At 67.3% G+C, this 17,344-nt stretch carries 15 protein-coding genes; 10 read left to right on the top strand and 5 right to left on the bottom strand.

Features of this window, described 5'->3' with window-relative positions:
• Nucleotides 1-177: 177 nt before the first annotated feature.
• Nucleotides 178-1,182, bottom strand: a complete 1,005-nt coding sequence (locus CF68_RS11385) for a tripartite tricarboxylate transporter substrate-binding protein (RefSeq protein ID WP_035818612.1) — start codon at nt 1,180-1,182, stop codon at nt 178-180.
• Nucleotides 1,183-1,665: 483 nt separating this feature from the next.
• Here CF68_RS11385 and CF68_RS11380 point away from each other — a divergent pair, with 483 nt between their 5' ends.
• From CF68_RS11380 to CF68_RS11370, 3 genes are read left to right on the top strand one after another with little or no spacing between them, the layout of a single operon-like run.
• Complete coding sequence (locus CF68_RS11380; protein ID WP_035818611.1) at nt 1,666-2,661, top strand: tripartite tricarboxylate transporter substrate binding protein; 996 nt, start codon at nt 1,666-1,668, stop codon at nt 2,659-2,661.
• A 38-nt stretch (nt 2,662-2,699) separates the two neighbouring features.
• Nucleotides 2,700-4,055: an acyclic terpene utilization AtuA family protein gene (locus tag CF68_RS11375; protein ID WP_035818610.1), complete on the top strand. Its 1,356-nt coding sequence runs from the start codon at nt 2,700-2,702 to the stop codon at nt 4,053-4,055.
• Nucleotides 4,056-4,064: 9 nt separating this feature from the next.
• Entirely contained in the window at nt 4,065-4,415 is a 351-nt protein-coding gene (locus CF68_RS11370; protein ID WP_035818607.1) for a hypothetical protein, read from the top strand.
• Between the two features lie 17 nt (nt 4,416-4,432).
• Here CF68_RS11370 and CF68_RS11365 read toward each other — a convergent pair whose 3' ends face one another.
• Together CF68_RS11365 and CF68_RS11360 are read right to left on the bottom strand one after the other, a co-directional pair.
• Complete coding sequence (locus tag CF68_RS11365) at nt 4,433-5,251, bottom strand: IclR family transcriptional regulator (protein WP_035818604.1); 819 nt, start codon at nt 5,249-5,251, stop codon at nt 4,433-4,435.
• 41 nt (nt 5,252-5,292) lie between these two features.
• Nucleotides 5,293-6,486, bottom strand: a complete 1,194-nt coding sequence (locus tag CF68_RS11360; RefSeq protein WP_035818603.1) for an acyl-CoA dehydrogenase family protein — start codon at nt 6,484-6,486, stop codon at nt 5,293-5,295.
• 226 nt (nt 6,487-6,712) lie between these two features.
• Between CF68_RS11360 and CF68_RS11355 the strand changes: the two genes are divergently transcribed.
• From CF68_RS11355 to CF68_RS11325, 7 genes are read left to right on the top strand one after another with little or no spacing between them, the layout of a single operon-like run.
• Nucleotides 6,713-8,146, top strand: coding sequence for an FAD-binding oxidoreductase (locus tag CF68_RS11355; protein WP_035818601.1), 1,434 nt, complete (start codon nt 6,713-6,715; stop codon nt 8,144-8,146).
• A gap of 19 nt (nt 8,147-8,165) precedes the next feature.
• Nucleotides 8,166-9,251, top strand: coding sequence for an ABC transporter substrate-binding protein (locus CF68_RS11350; protein ID WP_035818599.1), 1,086 nt, complete (start codon nt 8,166-8,168; stop codon nt 9,249-9,251).
• A gap of 38 nt (nt 9,252-9,289) precedes the next feature.
• The gene (locus CF68_RS11345) at nt 9,290-10,381 is read left to right on the top strand and encodes an ABC transporter ATP-binding protein (RefSeq protein ID WP_035818597.1); all 1,092 of its coding nucleotides are present in this window, start codon (nt 9,290-9,292) and stop codon (nt 10,379-10,381) included.
• The gene (locus tag CF68_RS11340) at nt 10,378-12,147 is read left to right on the top strand and encodes an ABC transporter permease subunit (RefSeq protein ID WP_035818595.1); all 1,770 of its coding nucleotides are present in this window, start codon (nt 10,378-10,380) and stop codon (nt 12,145-12,147) included. The genes CF68_RS11345 and CF68_RS11340 overlap by 4 nt, the downstream gene beginning before the upstream one ends.
• 11 nt (nt 12,148-12,158) lie before the next feature.
• Complete coding sequence (gene dapA, locus CF68_RS11335) at nt 12,159-13,073, top strand: 4-hydroxy-tetrahydrodipicolinate synthase (protein ID WP_035818593.1); 915 nt, start codon at nt 12,159-12,161, stop codon at nt 13,071-13,073.
• A 13-nt stretch (nt 13,074-13,086) separates the two neighbouring features.
• Nucleotides 13,087-14,244, top strand: coding sequence for an alpha-hydroxy acid oxidase (locus CF68_RS11330; protein ID WP_035818590.1), 1,158 nt, complete (start codon nt 13,087-13,089; stop codon nt 14,242-14,244).
• 37 nt (nt 14,245-14,281) lie between these two features.
• Nucleotides 14,282-15,106, top strand: coding sequence for an IclR family transcriptional regulator (locus tag CF68_RS11325; RefSeq protein ID WP_035818588.1), 825 nt, complete (start codon nt 14,282-14,284; stop codon nt 15,104-15,106).
• Nucleotides 15,107-15,134: 28 nt separating this feature from the next.
• Here CF68_RS11325 and CF68_RS11320 read toward each other — a convergent pair whose 3' ends face one another.
• Both CF68_RS11320 and CF68_RS11315 read right to left on the bottom strand, forming a co-directional pair.
• Nucleotides 15,135-15,887, bottom strand: coding sequence for an SDR family oxidoreductase (locus tag CF68_RS11320; RefSeq protein ID WP_035818586.1), 753 nt, complete (start codon nt 15,885-15,887; stop codon nt 15,135-15,137).
• 9 nt (nt 15,888-15,896) lie between these two features.
• The gene (locus tag CF68_RS11315) at nt 15,897-17,330 is read right to left on the bottom strand and encodes an aldehyde dehydrogenase family protein (protein WP_035818584.1); all 1,434 of its coding nucleotides are present in this window, start codon (nt 17,328-17,330) and stop codon (nt 15,897-15,899) included.
• Between the last annotated feature and the right edge of the window lie 14 nt (nt 17,331-17,344).

Below are 17,344 nucleotides of genomic sequence, written 5' to 3'. Positions count from 1 at the left end.
AAAATTCCGCTGCTGCTATCAAGGGCCGGCATGCCTGGGGCTTTTACTGCGGTGTTTACCCGAAGCAGGCTCCGCGGGCGCCGCGTAAACGCAAGTACGCCGCGCAGCCATCGCCGCGCGGCGTACATTCAAGGTCCAACGGAACGGAAGCGCTGGCGCGCTTCCGCCTGCAGGATGTCAGTCTGCCTCCACCTTCATCGTCTTCAGCAGCGGCTGCCACTTGTCGCTTTCCGCCTTGAGCCAGGTGCGCAGCCCTTCCGGCGTCTGCTTGTCTACCGGAACAACCTCCGCACCCAGGTCGTCAAGCCGCTTGGCCACGGCAGGATCCTTCAGTGCCTGCTGCAGCGCCTTGGTCAGCCTGGCAGTGACCTCGGGCGGCGCGCCCTTGGGCGCATAGATCCCGTGCCAGACCTTCATCGAGAAGCCCTTCAGGCCGCCTTCCTGCAGCGTCGGCGCATTGGGCAGCGCCTTGATGCGGCTCGGTGTCGTCACGCCATAGAGCTTGATCCGGTTGGCATTGATATGCGGCAGCGTCGAGGTGGTCTGGTCGCACAGCAGGTCCACCTGCCCGCCCAGCAATGCCGTCAGCGCGGGGCCGGTGCCCTGGTAGGGAATGGAGGTCATCTTGACTTTGACTGCCTCCTCGAACAGCAGGCCGCATAGCTGCGAAACCGCGCCAAGGCCGGCATTGGCCAGCGAGACCTTCTCCTTGTTCTGCTGCACGTACTTGATCAGCTCGGCCGCGTTGGCCGGCGGCAGGTCCTTGCGGCCCAGCAGCGTCATCGGCACATCCGCCACCTGCCCGATGTACTCGAAGTCCTTCAGCGGACTGTAGGAGAGCTTCTTGTACAGCGCCGGCGCCGTCGCCATGCCATTGTGGTGGATCAGGATGGTGTAGCCGTCGGGCTGCGCCCGCGCCACAAATGCGGCCGCCACCGTGCCGCCGGCGCCGAGCTTGTTTTCCACGACAACGCTCTGCCCCAGATCCTTCGACATGGCCTGCCCAAGCGCCCGGGACACCACATCGGTCGGGCCTCCGGCCGAGAACGGCACCACCAGCGTAATCGGCTTGGACGGATAGGCATCCGCTGCCAACGCCCCCGCGGAAAACGCCAGGCCGAGCGCCCCGCCCGTGACCCACTTCATACCGGCCAGCATGGCCCTGCTTACTTGAACGCACATAGCACCGTCTCCATGTCGCCGGCGCGCTTATCGTGTCGCGCCGGTCGGTTTATCAAACAGGGCTAGAGTGCGGGATAGCGGCACCGGAGGGCAATCCGGATTTATCGAACGGGCCATACGGCCAGGCCGAACGCAGGCCGGCCGATCACCTGGTCTGGAACATCTGCCCGAAGTCGCAGGTCTCCTGGGCCAGCATGGCGATGGACGACACAAGCTTGCTGCGCTGGTCACTCGTGCAGATGGCGGCATCCGCCTGCCACCATGGCGCATCTTCCTGCAGCCGGTCGAAGCTTCATGTTCAGCTCTCCATCGCCAAGCGCCCACGGCACTGGTCCGCCCGAAATCGCCTGGAATTTTCATCCAGTGAAAATATACGGCATTCGTTTGACCTTGTTTCGCTCCGCTCCCTAACATCTCCCACACAGAGTTTCCCTCGACGAAACCAGATGCGCGCGCACCGCCTCGCGCCCAGGAGACAACCCGATGCAGCGTCATTCCCGCCAGCGGCGTGCCATAGTTGCGGCGCTCGCCACCCTGCCCGCCTTGTGCGCTTGGTCCGCACCGGCCTGCGCGGCAGAGGCATTTCCTTCACGTCCGATCCGGCTGGTGGTGCCCTTCACGCCCGGCGGAACCACTGACATCCTGGCGCGCCTGGTTGCGCAGAAGGCCGGCGAGGCGCTGGGCCAGCAGATCGTGGTCGACAACCGCCCGGGCGCGGGCGGCAACATCGGCGCGGAGGCGGTGGCGCGCAGCGCGGCTGACGGCTATACGCTGCTGATGGGCACGTTGGGCACGCAGGTGACCAACCAGTTCATCTATCCGCGCATGCCGTACGACAGCACCCGGGACTTCGTGCCCGTGACGCTGGTCGCCAATTCCCCCAACGTGCTGCTTGTCAACAGCACGCTGAACGCCAGGTCGGTGGGCGAACTGGTGACGCTGGCCAGGCGCGAGCCGGGCAAGATCAACTACGCCTCCACCAGCACCGGCGGGTCGCCCCACCTGTCAGGCGAGCTGCTGAGCATGATGGCGGGCGTCAGCATGCAGCACGTGCCGTACAAAGGGGCCGCCCCCGCCATGACGGACCTGCTCGCGGGCCAGGTCAACCTGATGTTCGACAACCTGCCGTCCGCGCTCGCACAGATCCAGGCCGGCAAGGTGACGGCGCTGGCGGTCACCAGTGCCAGACGGGCCTCGGTGCTGCCTTCCGTGCCAACCGTGCGCGAGTCGGGGCTGCCGGGCTATGAAGTCAATTCCTGGTTCGGGCTGCTCGCGCCGGCCGGCACGCCGCCAGAGCGCGTGCGCCAGCTCCAGCAGGCGGTGGACAAGGTGCTGGCCACGCCCGACGTGCGCAAGCGCATCGAACAGCTTGGCGCCGAGCCGGGCGGCGAAGGCTCCGCCGCGTTCGCGGCGCAGATCAGGAGCGATACGGAAAAATGGTCGCGCGTGATCCAGACCGCCGGCATCAAGGCGCAATGACACGGCTGGGCAGCGCCAACCCCTGACACAGGACAACAATGACCAAGACCAACACCCTTCGTATCGGCTCGGGATCGGGCTGGTGGGGCGACCGCGTCGAGCCGGCCGAGCGTTCGGCGCGCCTGGGCAAGCTCGACTACCTGTGCTTCGAGACCATGGCCGAGGCCACGGTATCCGCCGCGCAGGTGCGCAAGCGGCGCGATGCCGCCTTCGCCGGCTACGACACCTATCTCGACGAGCGCATGCGCGCAGTGCTGCCCCCCTGCATCGCCAACGGCACGCGCATCATCAGCAACCAGGGCTGGATTCATCCGCTGGGCGCGGCCCGGCGCGTGGCCGAACTCTGCGAGGAACTGGGCCTGCCCGGGGTCAGGATCGCCGCGGTCACCACCACGGACCTGACCGGGAGCATCTGCGAGCTGGATCTCACCCTGCTGGAAAGCGGCGCACCGGTTTCCTCGCTGCGTGAAACGCTGATCAGCGCCGAGCCATACGAAGGCGCCGAGCCGATCGTCGCCGCATTGCGCGCGGGCGCGCAGATCGTGATCACCGGGCGCGTGGCCGACCCGTCGCTGTTCCTCGCGCCGATGATCCATCATTTCGGCTGGTCTCCGGACGACGTGACACGGCTTGCGCGCGGCAGCGCCATCGGCCATCTGCTCGAGTGCGGTGCGCAGGTGACGGGGGGATATTTCGGCGACCCCGGCTACAAGGATGTGCCGGAACCATGGAACCTGGCCTTCCCGATCGCCGAGGTGGAGGCCGACGGCAGCGCCGTGATCGGCAAGGTGGATGGCAGCGGCGGACGCATCGACCTGCAGACGGTCAAGGAGCAGATGTTCTATGAAGTCCACGACCCGCGCCGCTACATCACGCCGGACGTGGTGGTCGACTTCTCGACCGCGGTGCTCGAACAGGTGGGTCCGGACCGCGTGCGCATCAGCGGCGTGAGCGGGCAGCCGCGCACCGATACGCTCAAGGTGTCGCTGGGCTGCACCGAAGGGCATATCGGCGAAGACATGTTCTTCTACGCGGGGCCGGGTTGCCTGGAAAAGGCCAGGCTGGCCAAACGCATCCTCGAAGCGCGCTTTGCCATGGCAAGGTTGCAGGCGGATGAGGTGCGCATCGACTTCCTCGGCGTCAACGCCGTGCACGGCGCGGCCTCGCCCGAGCCTGCCTGCGAGCCCAACGAAATCGCGGTCCGCGTCGCCGCGCGCACCCGCACGCGCGAAGAAGCCGCCAAGGTCGGCCGCGAGATCGACAGCATGGCGGTCTGCGGCCTGGCCTCCACCGGCAAGCGCGTGCCGCACCAGGAGCGCACGCGCGAGATCATCGGCGTCTGGTCGGCGCTGGTGCCGCGCGCATTGATCACCTCCCAAGTCCACTATCTCTGAGGATTCGCCATGCGTGTACCACTGCGCCGTCTCGCACACAGCCGCTCCGGCGACAAGGGCAATACTTCGAACACGGCAGTCATCGCCTATGCGCCGGAGTTCTACCCGCATATCAAGGCACAGCTGACGGCACCCGCGTTCAAGGCGCTGTACGGCACGCTGATCACGGGCGCGGTCACGCGCCATGAAGTGGATGGGCTGCAGGTGCTCAATTTCGTCGCGGAGGGCGCGCTTGGCGGCGGTGTGTCGCGCAGCCTCGCGATCGACAACTACGGCAAGGCGCTGGCCAGCGCCGTGCTGCGTTTCGAAGTGGAAATACCTGACACGCTGGCCGGCCTGCTGCGCGGTCCGGCGCCATAGGCTCGCCGGAATGCGCGTCAGCTGCCGCCGGACTGGCGCCCCCTGGCACGCCGGCCGTCCGTACACGCGTCGACCCGCGGCGGTATCACGGTGCGCGTCCAGGCGCTGGTGATGCGCCGCGCCTCTTCCTTGAGCTTGCGCGCCAGCGCGGCCTCGCGCGAGCGGATGCGCGCACTCGTCGCCGCCACGCTCAAGGCACCGATCGGCCGGCCCTCATAGTCGAGAATCGGCACCGCGATACCGCCCATGCCGTCGACCACCCAATCGAGAAACAGCACATGCCCGCGCACGCGGGCTGCCTCGATTTCCGCGGCGATGCACGCGGCATCGAGCCGCGGGTGCTTGCCAAGCTTGCGCGTGGTCTGCTGCAGCCGGTGCGCGCGCTCGGGCGCGGGCAGCCATGCCAGCACCGCCAGGCTGCCGGCGCCCACGCCGAGTGGCCGGCGCGTGCCGACCGTCACGTAGTTCGCCCGTATCGCATACGTGCCGGGTTCCAGGTCGGTGCACACGGCCTCGCCACGGCTGGCCTCGGTCAGCACGGCGGTATCCTCGAACGCCTCCACCAGCCGTTCCAGCGCCGGACGCGCCAGCTTGCGCAAGTCCACGCGCCGCTGCGCCACGTCTGCCAGCTGGAAGATCTCGGGCCCGATGCCGTAGCGGCGCGCCTGGTCGCGCGTGGCGAAGCCCTCCTGCACCAGCAGGTCGAGCATGCGCGAGGCCGTCGCCGGATCCAGCCCGGTGGCGCGCGCCACGTCGCTCATGCGGCGCACTTCCGGATCGGACAGCGCGCGCAGCACGGCCAGGGCGCGCTGGATCGGGGATGGGCGCGATGGCACCTGGCGGGCCCGCTCAGGCAGGCCCGGCGCCAGGACGGCGCTCAGCCATGATGCGATGCTGCCAGGGTATCGCGCTTGATCTTCTTTGCCAGCGACCACTTGTGGACTTCGGTCGGGCCGTCGTAGATGCGAAACGCACGCACTTCACGGAAGACCTGTTCGACGATGGTGTCGCGCGACACGCCCATGCCGCCGAGGATCTGCACGCAGCGGTCGGCCACGCGGAACAAGGCATCGGACACGGCCACCTTGGCCATCGAACTCTCCGCGGTACCCAGGGAACCGCCGTCGAGCACCCCGGCGCACCAGTCGATCATCAGTGCGGCCTGCTGCAGGTCGATCAGGTTCTCGGCCAGCATGAAGCCCACGCCCTCGTGGTCGATCAGCAGCTTGCCGAAAGCCTTGCGCGTGGTGGCGTAGGCGCGCGCGATCTCATCGGCACGTGCCACGCCCCCGAACCAGCGCATGCAATGCGACAGCCGCGCCGGCGACAAGCGAACCTGCGCATAACGGAAGCCCTCGTCCACCTCGCCCAGCACCTGGTCCTGCGGCACGCGCAGGCCGTCGATCAGGACCTGTGCATGCCCGCCCGGCATGGAACTGTCGATGGTATCGAGCAGGCGCTCGATGCGGATCGCCGGATGCGGCAGGTCGACCAGGAACATGGTGGCCTGCGCGCGATCACCGTCGCCGGTGCGCGCCATCAGGATGCCGACGCTGGCCCCTTCCGCTCCGGTGATGAACTTCTTGCGGCCGCGGATCACCCATTCGTCGCCGTCCCTGACCGCGGTGGTCTGGAGCATAGACGGATCGGAACCGGCCCCGCCTTCTTCCGCCGGTTCGGTCATGAAGAATGCGGAGCGGGCCTCGCCGCTGACCAGCGGTGCAAGGAAGCGCTGCTGCTGTGCCTCCGTGGCGACCTTGCCCAGCAGGAACATATTCCCCTCGTCCGGGGCCATGGTGTTGACCGCGACCGGCCCGAGGGGCGACAAGCCCGAGCGTTTGAGCACGGCTGCGGTTTCGAGCTGTGTCAAGTGAGACCCGTCGGCCAGGATATGTGGCGTCATGACGCCGGCCGCGCGCGCCTGGTCGCGAAGCTCGGCGACCAGCCCGGCCGTCGGGCCATGGGCTTCGCAGCGCACATCGCGCTCATATGGCACCACGACGTCGCGGACAAAGCGCTCGACGCGATCGGCAATGACACGGCTTCTTTCTGTGGGACAGGCGGTGAACATGGTGAGCCTCGTTGTCAGGACAGGATCCGATTGTAGGACGGCGCACCGCGGGGCCGCTGTCACGGAAAGCCGTTCGCACTAGGAAAACCCGACATCTGGTCTGCAGCCGCTGCCTGACGCCCGACAATGTAATCGTATTGCGATTACTAGTATGTGGATTTCACCTATACCTATGCTCATGACAATCGACTAGTATTGCTTCAATCGAGCACGAGGGCACAAAGCGATGTCACTTGTATTGAAGCTGAAAGACCTGTTGGGACCCGATGCGGTTCTCACCGAACCCGCGGACGTTGCCGCCTACATCGAGGACTGGCGTGGCCGCTACACGGGTCCGGCGCTGTGCGTGGTGCTGCCGGCTTCCACCGCGCAAGTCGCCGCGGTGGTGCAGGCCGCGGCCCAGGCCAACGTGCCCGTGCTGCCGCAAGGCGGCAATACCAGCCTGTGCGGCGGCGCGGTGCCGGCCCCGGACGGCACGCCGCCCATCGTCATCAGCCTGGCACGCATGCGGCGCATCCGCGCCATCGATGCGGCCAACAACTCGATGGAAGTCGAGGCAGGCTGCGTGCTGGCCGCGATCCAGCAGGCGGCGGCGGAACAAGGGCGTCTCTACCCCGTGAGCCTGGGCGCCGAAGGCTCCTGCCAGATCGGCGGCAATATCGCCACCAATGCGGGCGGCACCGGCGTGCTGCGCTATGGCAACACCCGCGACAACGTGCTCGGCCTTGAAGTGGTCCTGCCCGACGGCCAGGTCTGGAACGGCCTGTACCGCTTGCGCAAGAACAACACCGGCCTCGATCTCAAGCACCTGTTCATCGGCTCCGAAGGCACGCTCGGCGTGATCACCGCCGCCACGCTCAAGCTGCACCCGCTGCCCACCGCGCACGCCATGGCGTGGCTGGCGGTGCGCACGCCGCAGGCGGCGCTGGAGATGCTGGGACGCTTCCAGCAGCGCTGTGGCGCCACCCTGTCCGCGTTTGAAATGCTCAACCACGTGCAATTGCAGATCGTGCTCGATCACGTGCCCGGCCGCCGTGCGCCGTTGCCTGCCAGCCATCCCTGGCACGTGCTGGTGGAACTTGCCGACACCGGCCGGCGCGAGCTGCTCGACGAGGTGCTGCAGGAAGTGCTGGAGCAAGGCGCGGCCGCCGGCCTGGTCGACGATGCCGTGGTGGCCGCCAGCGGCGCGCAGCGCGAAGCCATGTGGCAGGTGCGGCATAGCGTCTCCGAAGGCAACAAGAAGGCGGGCCTGGGCCTGAACACCGATTGCGCCGTGCCGGTCTCGGCGGTGCCGCAGTTCATTGAGCGCGCCACCGCGGCGGCGCATGCGGTCCTGCCGGATTTGCCGATCATCGTCGTGGCCCACCTGGGCGATGGCAACGTCCACTTCATCCCGCTGGTGCCTTTCCCGCAGTGGCAAGCGCTGCCAGGGCGCGATGCCGTGGCCGCCCGCATCAAGCACGCCATCGACCAGGTGGCCTACGAACTGGGCGGCACCTTCAGCGCGGAACATGGCATCGGCCAGGTCCTGACCGAGGAAATGGCGCAGTTCAAGCCGGCGGTCGAGATCGCCATGATGCACGGCATCAAGCGCATGCTCGACCCGCGCGACCTGTTCAACCCCGGCCGGCTGCTGCCGTCCCCACCTTCCCAGCAATAACGGCAATCAAGGAGCTCGCATGAACGACCACCGCCCCATCAACTCTTCTCGCCGGCGTGCCCTCAAGGTCGCCGCTGCCGGCCTCGGCACGCTTGCCGCGCCCGCCGTGCTCCAGTACGCGCGCGCGCAGTCCAAGCGCATCGTGGTGCGCGACGACGGCGGCATCTACACCAAGGCCTACAGCGCGGTGTACTACAAGCCGTTCACCGAGAAGACCGGCATCGAGGTCGTGGGCGTGCAGGCCAACGCCGAACCGGTAGCGCAGATCCGCAGCATGGTCGAGACCAAAAACTACACCTGGGACATGGCCAAGATCAGCCAGCCGGCCATCCTGCTGCTGACGCAGGGCGGCAAGGTCTACCTGGAGAAGCACGGCCTGGAGGGCGACGCCACCGTCAAGACCATTCCGGCGCATTTCATGTCGCCCTATGGCGTGGGCACCAACGTCTACAGCACGGTCCTGGCCTATCGCACCGACGCCTTCAAGGGCCGCAAGGCACCGTCGTCGTGGGCCGACTTCTGGAACGTCAAGGACTTCCCCGGCCGCCGCGCCCTGCGCAAGCACCCGTTCGACACGCTGGAAGAGTCGCTGATGGCCGCCGGCACGGCGACCTCCGCGCTCTATCCGCTCAATGTCGACCAGGCCATCGCCAACCTGGAGAAGATCAAGGCCAACGTTGACGTGTGGTGGAACTCCGGCGCCCAGGTAGAGCAGATGCTCAAGTCCGGCGAAGTCGACATGGTGGCCACCTGGGTGTCGCGCGCGCAGAGTGCGGCCGCCTCCGGTGCCCAGGTCGGCATCGTCTGGAACCAGAACCTGTGGGGCGTGGACAACTGGTCCATCCTGGCCGGCACGCCGAATGCGCAAGCCTGCCGCGAGTTCATCAAGTTCGCGTCCGACCCCAAGCGCATGGCCTCGCTGGTGGAGTACTTCCCGGCGGGCGTGACCCAGCCGGATGCCTTCAAGTACATCAAGCCCGAGGTCGCGAAGAACTGCCCGACCCACCCCGACAACATCAAGTCGGGCGTGCAGATCAACGCCAAGTATTGGCTCGACAACCAGGCCGCGGTGATGGAGAGGTTCAACGGCTGGATCCTCAAGTGATCTGAACCTCTTCACCAGACACCACAAGCAACGACACGATGCCGAACTTCAAACTCAAGATTTCCGGGCTGACCAAGCGTTATGGCGACTTCGTCGCGCTGGCCCCGACCGACCTTGAAGTGGCCGAGGGGGAATTCCTAACCCTCCTGGGCCCTTCGGGCTCGGGCAAGACCACGCTGCTCAGCCTGATCGCCGGGCTGGCCGTGCCGGACGGCGGCCAGCTGCTGATCAATGGCAAGGACGTGACCTATGGCGCCCCCTACGAGCGCGATATCGGCATGGTGTTCCAGAACTACGCGCTGTTCCCGCACATGACGATCGCGGAGAACATCGCCTTCCCGCTGAAGATGCGCCGGGTCGACGCGGCCACGGCGAGGCGCCAGGCACTGGAAGCACTGGAAATGGTCCGCCTGCCCCACGTCGCGGCGCGCTTCCCGAAGGAACTCTCGGGCGGCCAGCAGCAGCGCATCGCGCTGGCCCGCTGCCTGGTCTACAAGCCGTCGATCATCCTGATGGATGAACCGCTGGGCGCCCTGGACAAGAAGCTGCGCGACCACATGCAGCTGGAGATCAAGCGCATCCACCGCGAGCTGGGCACGACCATCGTCTATGTCACCCACGACCAGGAAGAGGCGATGACGATGTCTGACCGCATCTGCCTGATGAACGGCGGCAAGATCGAGCAGCTAGGCACGCCGTCGGACCTGTACTTCCGCCCGCGCACGCTGTTCGTGGCCGACTTCCTGGGCGAATCGAACCTGTTCGAGGGCACGGTCACCGAAGTGCGCGGCGACCACGTGGAGGTGGCGCTGGCACAGGGCGGCGCCGTCGCCCACGCGGTCACCAATGCGCCGGTGGCCGCCGGGGGCAAGGTGCGGGTCATGGTGCGGCCGCAGAACATCGCCATGGCCAACGGCGTCACCGCCACCAATGCGGTCAGCGGCAAAGTGCTGGACAGCATGATCACCGGCAGCCTGACCAAGCTGTACGTGGAATCCGACGCCGCCGGCCAGGCCCCGGTGGTGCTGTCCTACCCCACCTCGATGGGCGCTTCCCGGCATGCGGTCGGGCAGCAAGTCACGCTCACCTGGCAGCGCAGCGACGCTGTCGCCGTCCCGGATTCGCTATGACCGCCGTCGCCCTGCAACGCCGACCCCGACCCTGGCTGCGGCCCGCCTTGCTGGCCGCGCCGCTGGTGCTCCTGTTCGTGGTGCTGCTGGTCTACCCGGTCGGCCAGCTCCTGCTGCTGAGCGTCTACAGCGACGGTGCCTTCACCCTGGCCAAGTACCGCCAGCTGTTTGCGTCGTCGGTCTACCTCGACGTGATGCTGATCACGCTGAAGATCTCGCTCTGGACCACGCTGCTCTCCGTGGTCGCCGGTTATCCGGTGGCCTACCTGATCTCCTCGCTGTCAAAGGACAGGAAGGCAAAGTGGCTGTTCTGGGTGCTGCTGTCGTTCTGGACCAGCTTCCTGGTGCGCGCCTTTGCCTGGATCGTGATGCTGGGCCGCAACGGCGTGGTCAACCAGTTGCTGAGCGCCGCGGGCATCCAGGATGCGCCTTCCAACCTGCTGTACAGCCTCGGGGCCGTGCTGGTGGCGATGGTGCACGCGCTGATGCCGCTGGCGGTGCTGACCATGCTGTCGGTGATGGAGAACATCGACCGCAACCTCCCGCGCGCGGCACTGACGCTTGGGGCACGGCCTGGCACGGCGTTCTGGCGCGTCTACTTCCCGCTCTCGATGCCGGGTGTGGCGGCCGGCGCCATCATGGTGTTCGTCACCGCCGTCGGCTTCTTTATCGTGCCCGCGCTGCTGGGCGGACGCAAAGAGATCATGGTCGCCCAGCTGATCATCGACCAGGTGCAGCAGACCATGAACTGGGGCTTCGCCGGCTCGATCTCGGTGTTGCTGCTGCTGGTCGTGCTGGCCGTGTTCGCCCTGTATGACAAGGTGCTCGGGCTCTCGTCGATGGCTGGCGCAGCGGAGCAACGCACCCGCTCCGCCGCCGCGCACGATGGCGTGCTGCATCGGCTCGGCGACAGCGTGCTGGGCGCACTGGGAGCGGTCAGCGACAAGCTGCTGGCACTGGTGCCGCGCGGCCGGCGCGAGCCGCAGCCGGGCGACTCGCTGCCGCTGCGCACGATCGTGCTGCTGGTGCTGCTGTTCCTGAGCGTGCCGGCGCTGCTGATGATCCCGCTTTCGTTCGCCGACAAGTCGGGCCTGAACTGGCCGCCGCGCGGCTTCACGCTGCAGCATTACCAGGACATGCTCGCGTCGCCGCTGTGGATGCAGGCCGGGCTGCGCTCGCTGCTGGTCGGCCTTGGCGCCGCGGTGCTGGCGCTGCTGGTCGGCACGCCGGTGGCGTTCCTGCTGGCGCGCTCGCAGATGCGGGGCAAGTCGCTGCTGCTGGCGTTCGTGCTGTCGCCGATCATCATCCCGCGCATGATCATCGCCGTGGGGATGTTCTACTTCTTCGCCAAGGTCGGGCTGGTCGGCACCTCGCTCGGCCTGATGATCGGCCACACCGTGATTGCCGTGCCCTACGTCGTCATGACGATGATGGCGGTGCTGCGCAACTACGACACGCGTCTCGACCTGGCGGCGCAAAGCCTGGGCGCCAGGCCCTGGCAGACGCTGCGCTACGTGACGCTGCCGATCCTCGCCGCCGGCCTGTTCTCGTCCTTCCTGTTCGCCTTCGCCACCTCGTTCGACGAGCTGACGATCGCCCTGTTTGCCTCTGGCGGACTGAGCGCCACCCTGCCCAAGCAGTTCTGGGACGAGGTGACCCTGCAGCTTTCACCGGTGATTGCCGCGGTGTCTACCTGCCTGTTCGTCTTCGTTACCATCCTGATCACCTGCGCCGAGCGCTTGCGCCGCAAGAGCGCCGGGCGCTGAGACCTATATCCATGAACAACAAGCTTACCGCCGCCGGCCTGCGCGGCATCTTCCCCGCCATCCCGACGCCCGTGACGGCCGACGACAGGATCGACCAGGACTCCACGCGCAAGCTGATGGCCTACCTGCTCGCCAACGGCGTTGCCGGCGTGGTGCCGCTGGGCGGCACCGGCGAATACGGTGCCCTGGCGCGCGAAGAGCGCGTCCGCATGGCGGCCCTTTGCGTCGAAGCAGCGGCCGGCCAGGTTCCCGTCATTCCCGGCGTGCTCGACCCCGGGTTCCACGATGCGCTGGATGCGGGCAAGGCCTTTGCCGGCGTCGGCGCCTCTGCCCTGATGGTGCTGACGCCCTATTACACCTCGCCGACCCAGCAAGGCATCCGCGACTATTTCCTGCGCTATGCCGACGCCTCGCCGGTGCCGGTCATGATCTACGAGATCCCCTACCGCACGCGGATCGCGATCGCGCCCGAGGTGCTGCACGAGCTGTCGCGCCACGAAAACATCATCGGCATGAAAGCCTGCAACACCGACATGTACCACTTCCTCAAGGTGGTGGCGGGTGTCGACGACAGCTTCAGCGTGTTCAGCGGCGAGGACAGCCTGTTCCCGCTGCACATGGCGGCGGGTGCCAGGGGTGGCGTGGTCGTGACCGCTTCCGTGCTGCCGCGCACCTGGCGTGCCATCTATGAACTCGGCGTGGCCGGCAACACCGCGCAAGCGGTGCGCCTGCACCGCGAGCTGATTCCGTTGCTGGACCTGGCCTTCTCCGAAACCAATCCGGGGCCGCTGAAATCCGTGCTCGACCTGGTGGGCGTGACCGCGCCGAAGGTGCTGGCACCGCTGGTAGCGCCGGCACCCGGGCTGCAGGCACAGCTGCGTGCCGAACTGACGCAGCGGCTGCAAGCCGAGGCCGCCCTCGCCTGAGGCGCCGACGATCATGCTGCCGGCCATCAAGGACTATCGGGAACTGGCGCGGCGCCGGCTGTCGCGCTTCGCCTTCGACTATCTGGAGGGAGGCGCGGAGGACGGGCGCACGCTGGCACGCAACCTGGCCGCATACCAGGCACTGCTGTTCCGGCCGCGCGTGCTGCGCGACGTCACGGAGATCGATCCCGGCATGGAGATCTTCGGCCGCAAGTACAGCCTGCCGTTGCTGGTAGGCCCCACGGGGCTGAACGGACTGTACTGGCCAAAGGCCGAAGAGGCGCTGGCACGGGCCGCACACGCTGAGGGCCTGCCCTTCGTGATGTCGACGGCATCGACCTCGCTGATGGAAGACGTTCGCGCCGCCACCGACGGCGACCTGTGGCTGCAGCTCTACGTGCAGCGCGACCGCGCCATCGCCGAGAACATGATGGCGCGCGCACGCGCCGCCGGCTTCAGCACCCTGATGCTGACCGTCGACACCATGGTGCACGGCAAGCGCGACCATGACATCCGCAACGGCTTTCGCATGCCGGTGCCGTGGACACCCCGGTTGCTGGCCGACCTGGCGGCCCATCCGCGCTGGTGCCTGCGCATGCTGCGCCAGGGCGGCTCGCCGCAGCTGGTCAACCTGGCCCGCAGCAGCGGGATGGGCAACGACCTGAAGACGCAGGCGGCGGGGTTGAGCCGGCAGATGGACATGTCGCTGTGCTGGGACGACATCGCCTGGCTGCGCCAGCACTGGCACGGGCCCGTCATCATCAAGGGTATCCTTACGCCGGCCGACGCGGAAATCGCCGCCCGCCAGGGCCTGGATGGCATCGTGGTCAGCAACCACGGCGGCCGCCAGCTGGAAGGCGCGCCCAGCGCGGTCGAGATGCTGCCCGCCATCGTCGCGGCGGCGGGCAGGATGCACGTATTCGTCGATGGCGGCGTGCGCCGCGGCGCCGACATCGCCAAGGCGCTGGCAATGGGCGCCCGCGGCGTGCTGGTGGGGCGCGCACCGCTGTACGGACTGGCGGCGCGCGGTCCCCGCGGCGTGGCGGAAGTCCTGGAGATCTTGCGTGGAGAATTCGAGACCACGCTGCGGCTGCTCGGCGTTCCGCAGGCAGCCAAGCTGGACACTGCCGCGCTCTCGGACGACCATGCCGCGCGGCTGGCCGCACTGTAAGCCATGAAAACAATGACAAGGACGAGCAGGAGGTTGTGTGGATTCAGGTAATGAAGGCAACGGGCTGCGCACAAGGCGCGAGCGTTCGTCCCTGTTCGTCGGTTCGGTGGAAAAGGCCTTCCAGGTGCTGGAAGCCTTCCACGGCCCGGACCGCCGCCTGATGTCGATGGCGGAGATCGCCCGGGCGGCCGATCTCGACCGCAGCGCAACGCAGCGGCTGGTGCACACCCTGGAACAGCTGGGCTACATCCGGCGCCTGCCCGATTCGGCGATGTATGGGCTTGCGTCAAAGGCGCTGGGCCTGTCGTACAACTACCTGCGCTCCAACGACCTGGTCGAGCGCGCATCGCCCTACCTGCTCGATATCAGCCGCACGCTGGGAGAGACCGCCAACCTGCAGGAACTCGACGGGCACGAGATCGTGTTCCTGGCCCGCTTCCCCGGGCAGCACCTGATCAACGTCGATTTCGGGGTCGGGTACCGGCTCCCGGCCGTGTACACCGCGTCCGGGATCGCGATCCTGTCGAAGCTGCCCGAAGCGCAGCGCCTGGAGGTGGTGCGGGCGACCGCACTGACCCCCATCACGCCGTTCACGGAAACCGACCCCGACAAGCTGATGACGGCGATCCGCGAGGCCGGTGAACGCGGCTATGCCGTGGTCATGAACCAGACCGTGGTCGGCGACATCTCCGTCGCAGCCGCAATCACTGACCACCGCGGCCTGCCGGTGGGCGCCATCAATATCTCCGTCCCGTCCACGCGCTGGACGCTGGAGACCGCCCAGGCCAAGCTGGCCCCGCATGTGCAAGTGGCGGCCATGTCGATCTCGCAGGCGAAGCGGATGAGTTTCCAGACCGCATGAGCGATGCCGGAAGCGCCGCCGGCATCGCTCAGATGGCCCGGCCGCCGTCAACGGGCATGTCAATGCCAGTGAGGAAGCGGGCGCCCGGGCTTGCCAGGAAGACCGCGGCATTGGCCACGTCGGCCGGCTCGCACATTCGCCCCAGCGGTATGGTGGCGACAAAGCGGGCGCGATTCTCGGCGGTGTCGGCAACCCCCATGAAGTCCTGCAGCAGCCCGGTCGCCGCCATCACGGGAGAGATCAGGTTGACCCGGATCCCGTGCGCGGCCAGTTCGACCGCCATCGATTTCGACATCACGCTCACCGCGCCCTTCGAGCTGTTGTACCAGGTCAGCCCCGGGCGCGGCCGGTGGCTGCCGACCGAGCCGATATTGAGGATCACGCCTTTGCCGCGCTGCTTCATCAGCGGCACGACCGCGCGTGCCATGTGGTAGATCGACTTGACGTTGACGGCAAAGACGCGGTCGAACACCGCTTCGTCGACTTCCAGCATCGGCTGGTTCCGATGCGTGGTGCCGGCATTGTTGACGACGATATCCGGCTCGCCGAAGTGGTCGCAGCAGTGCTGCACTGCGGCGTTGATCTGCGCCGGGCTGGTGACGTCGCAGGCGGCCGCACTGGCATTCGGCCCCAGCTCGTCCGCCAGTCTCTGCACGGCATCGCGATCGATATCGGCCAGCACGACCTTCGCTCCCGCCTGGATAAAGGCCCGCGCAATCGCGGCGCCGAAGCCGCTGCCCGCTCCCGTGACAATGGCAACCTGGTCTGATAACTCCGACATGTCGTCTCCCTATTGGTAGTGCTGCACGATGGTCTTGGTGGTGCTCATCTCTTCCAGCGCGAGGAAGCCCTTTTCCCGGCCGTACCCGCTCTTCTTGACGCCGCCGAAGGGCAGTTCGACCCCGCCGCCGGCACCGTAGCAATTGATAAAGACCTGCCCGCTCTGCAGCCGCTGGCTGACCCGCATCTGCCGGCTGCCGTTCTCGGTCCACACGCCGGCGACCAGGCCGTAGTCGGTGGCATTGGCCAGCCGGATGGCATCCTCTTCGTCCGTGAACGGCATCACCGACAGCACCGGCCCGAATATCTCGATATTCGCCAGCGCGTGGCCGCGCGGCACCGGACCGAACAGGACCGGCTTGACGAAGTAGCCGCCCCGGGGCAAATCCGCCGCAAACCCGCCTTCCGCGATAACGGGCACGCCGCTGTCCCGCGCCGCCTCCACCAGCCCCATCACACGCCGGTACTGCCGCTCGCTGACGATCGGCCCGCAGTCCAGGTCGGCGGCCGGCACGCCCGCCTTCAGGGCACGGAAGGCCTGCGCCACCATGCCGACGAAGCGATCGTAGATGCCCTGCTGCACCAGCAGTCGGCTGCCCGCCGAGCAGGTCTGGCCGGCGTTCTGGACAATGGCCTTGACCACGATCGGCACCGCCTTCTCCAGATCCGCGTCGTCAAAGACGATCTGCGGCGACTTTCCGCCCAGCTCAAGCACGCAGGGGACGTGGTTGGCCGCGGTTGACTGCTGCACCAGGGCGCCTGCCTCGGGCGAGCCGGTAAAGGTGGCGAAATGGATGCCGGGGTTCGATGTCAGCGCGGCGCCTGCCTCCGCGCCATACCCGGTCACCAGGTTGAGGGCCCCGGGCGGCAAGCCGGCTTCCATGGCAAGCTCGGCAATCCGGATCACACTCAGGCACGCGTCCTCCGATGGCTTCAGCACCGCCGCATTGCCCATCGCCAGTGCCGGCGCCAGCGTGCGCCCCATCATCTGCGCCGGATAGTTCCAGGGAATGATGTGGGCAGTCACGCCATGCGGGACGCGCACCACACTCACGTTGTATCCGTCCAGATACGGAATCGTCTGACCGTGGATCTTGTCGGCGGCGCCACCGTAGAACTCGAAATACCGGGCCACCGCTCTGGCATCGGCGCGCGCGGCCGAGATCGGCTTGCCGGTGTCCCGCGCCTCGATCGACGCCAGCTCTTCCGCGTGATCGAGAATGCCTTGCCCCAGCCGCTGCAGGATGCGCCCGCGTTCGGTCGCGGTCTTGCTGCCCCACTCGCCCTGCAAGGCATCCTGCGCCGCGCTCACCGCCTGCTGCACATCCGCGGCGCGGCCGCGGCTGATCTTCGCAAACGCCATGCCGTCACTGGGATCGATCACGTCGATGGTCTCGCCATCGATGGCGCCGAGCCATTTTCCCCCGATGAGTAAGGTCTTCACCAGCCGCTCCTGAA

This window comes from Cupriavidus sp. SK-4, assembly GCF_000611125.1.
Lineage (GTDB): Bacteria > Pseudomonadota > Gammaproteobacteria > Burkholderiales > Burkholderiaceae > Cupriavidus > Cupriavidus necator.
Note: the sequence above shows the minus strand (reverse complement) of the source record. Positions and strands in the feature narration are given on the sequence as shown.

Excerpts from the sequence above, each read along its gene's own strand:
- CF68_RS11380 (WP_035818611.1), top strand. The coding sequence starts at position 1,666 with ATGCAGCGTCATTCCCGCCAGCGGCGTGCCATAGTTGCGGCGCTCGCC.
- CF68_RS11375 (WP_035818610.1), top strand. The coding sequence starts at position 2,700 with ATGACCAAGACCAACACCCTTCGTATCGGCTCGGGATCGGGCTGGTGG.
- CF68_RS11355 (WP_035818601.1), top strand. The coding sequence starts at position 6,713 with ATGTCACTTGTATTGAAGCTGAAAGACCTGTTGGGACCCGATGCGGTT.
- CF68_RS11320 (WP_035818586.1), bottom strand. The coding sequence starts at position 15,887 with ATGTCGGAGTTATCAGACCAGGTTGCCATTGTCACGGGAGCGGGCAGC.
- CF68_RS11360 (WP_035818603.1), bottom strand. The coding sequence starts at position 6,486 with ATGTTCACCGCCTGTCCCACAGAAAGAAGCCGTGTCATTGCCGATCGC.
- dapA (WP_035818593.1), top strand. The coding sequence starts at position 12,159 with ATGAACAACAAGCTTACCGCCGCCGGCCTGCGCGGCATCTTCCCCGCC.
- CF68_RS11370 (WP_035818607.1), top strand. The coding sequence starts at position 4,065 with ATGCGTGTACCACTGCGCCGTCTCGCACACAGCCGCTCCGGCGACAAG.
- CF68_RS11385 (WP_035818612.1), bottom strand. The coding sequence starts at position 1,182 with ATGTGCGTTCAAGTAAGCAGGGCCATGCTGGCCGGTATGAAGTGGGTC.
- CF68_RS11330 (WP_035818590.1), top strand. The coding sequence starts at position 13,087 with ATGCTGCCGGCCATCAAGGACTATCGGGAACTGGCGCGGCGCCGGCTG.
- CF68_RS11345 (WP_035818597.1), top strand. The coding sequence starts at position 9,290 with ATGCCGAACTTCAAACTCAAGATTTCCGGGCTGACCAAGCGTTATGGC.
- CF68_RS11340 (WP_035818595.1), top strand. The coding sequence starts at position 10,378 with ATGACCGCCGTCGCCCTGCAACGCCGACCCCGACCCTGGCTGCGGCCC.
- CF68_RS11350 (WP_035818599.1), top strand. The coding sequence starts at position 8,166 with ATGAACGACCACCGCCCCATCAACTCTTCTCGCCGGCGTGCCCTCAAG.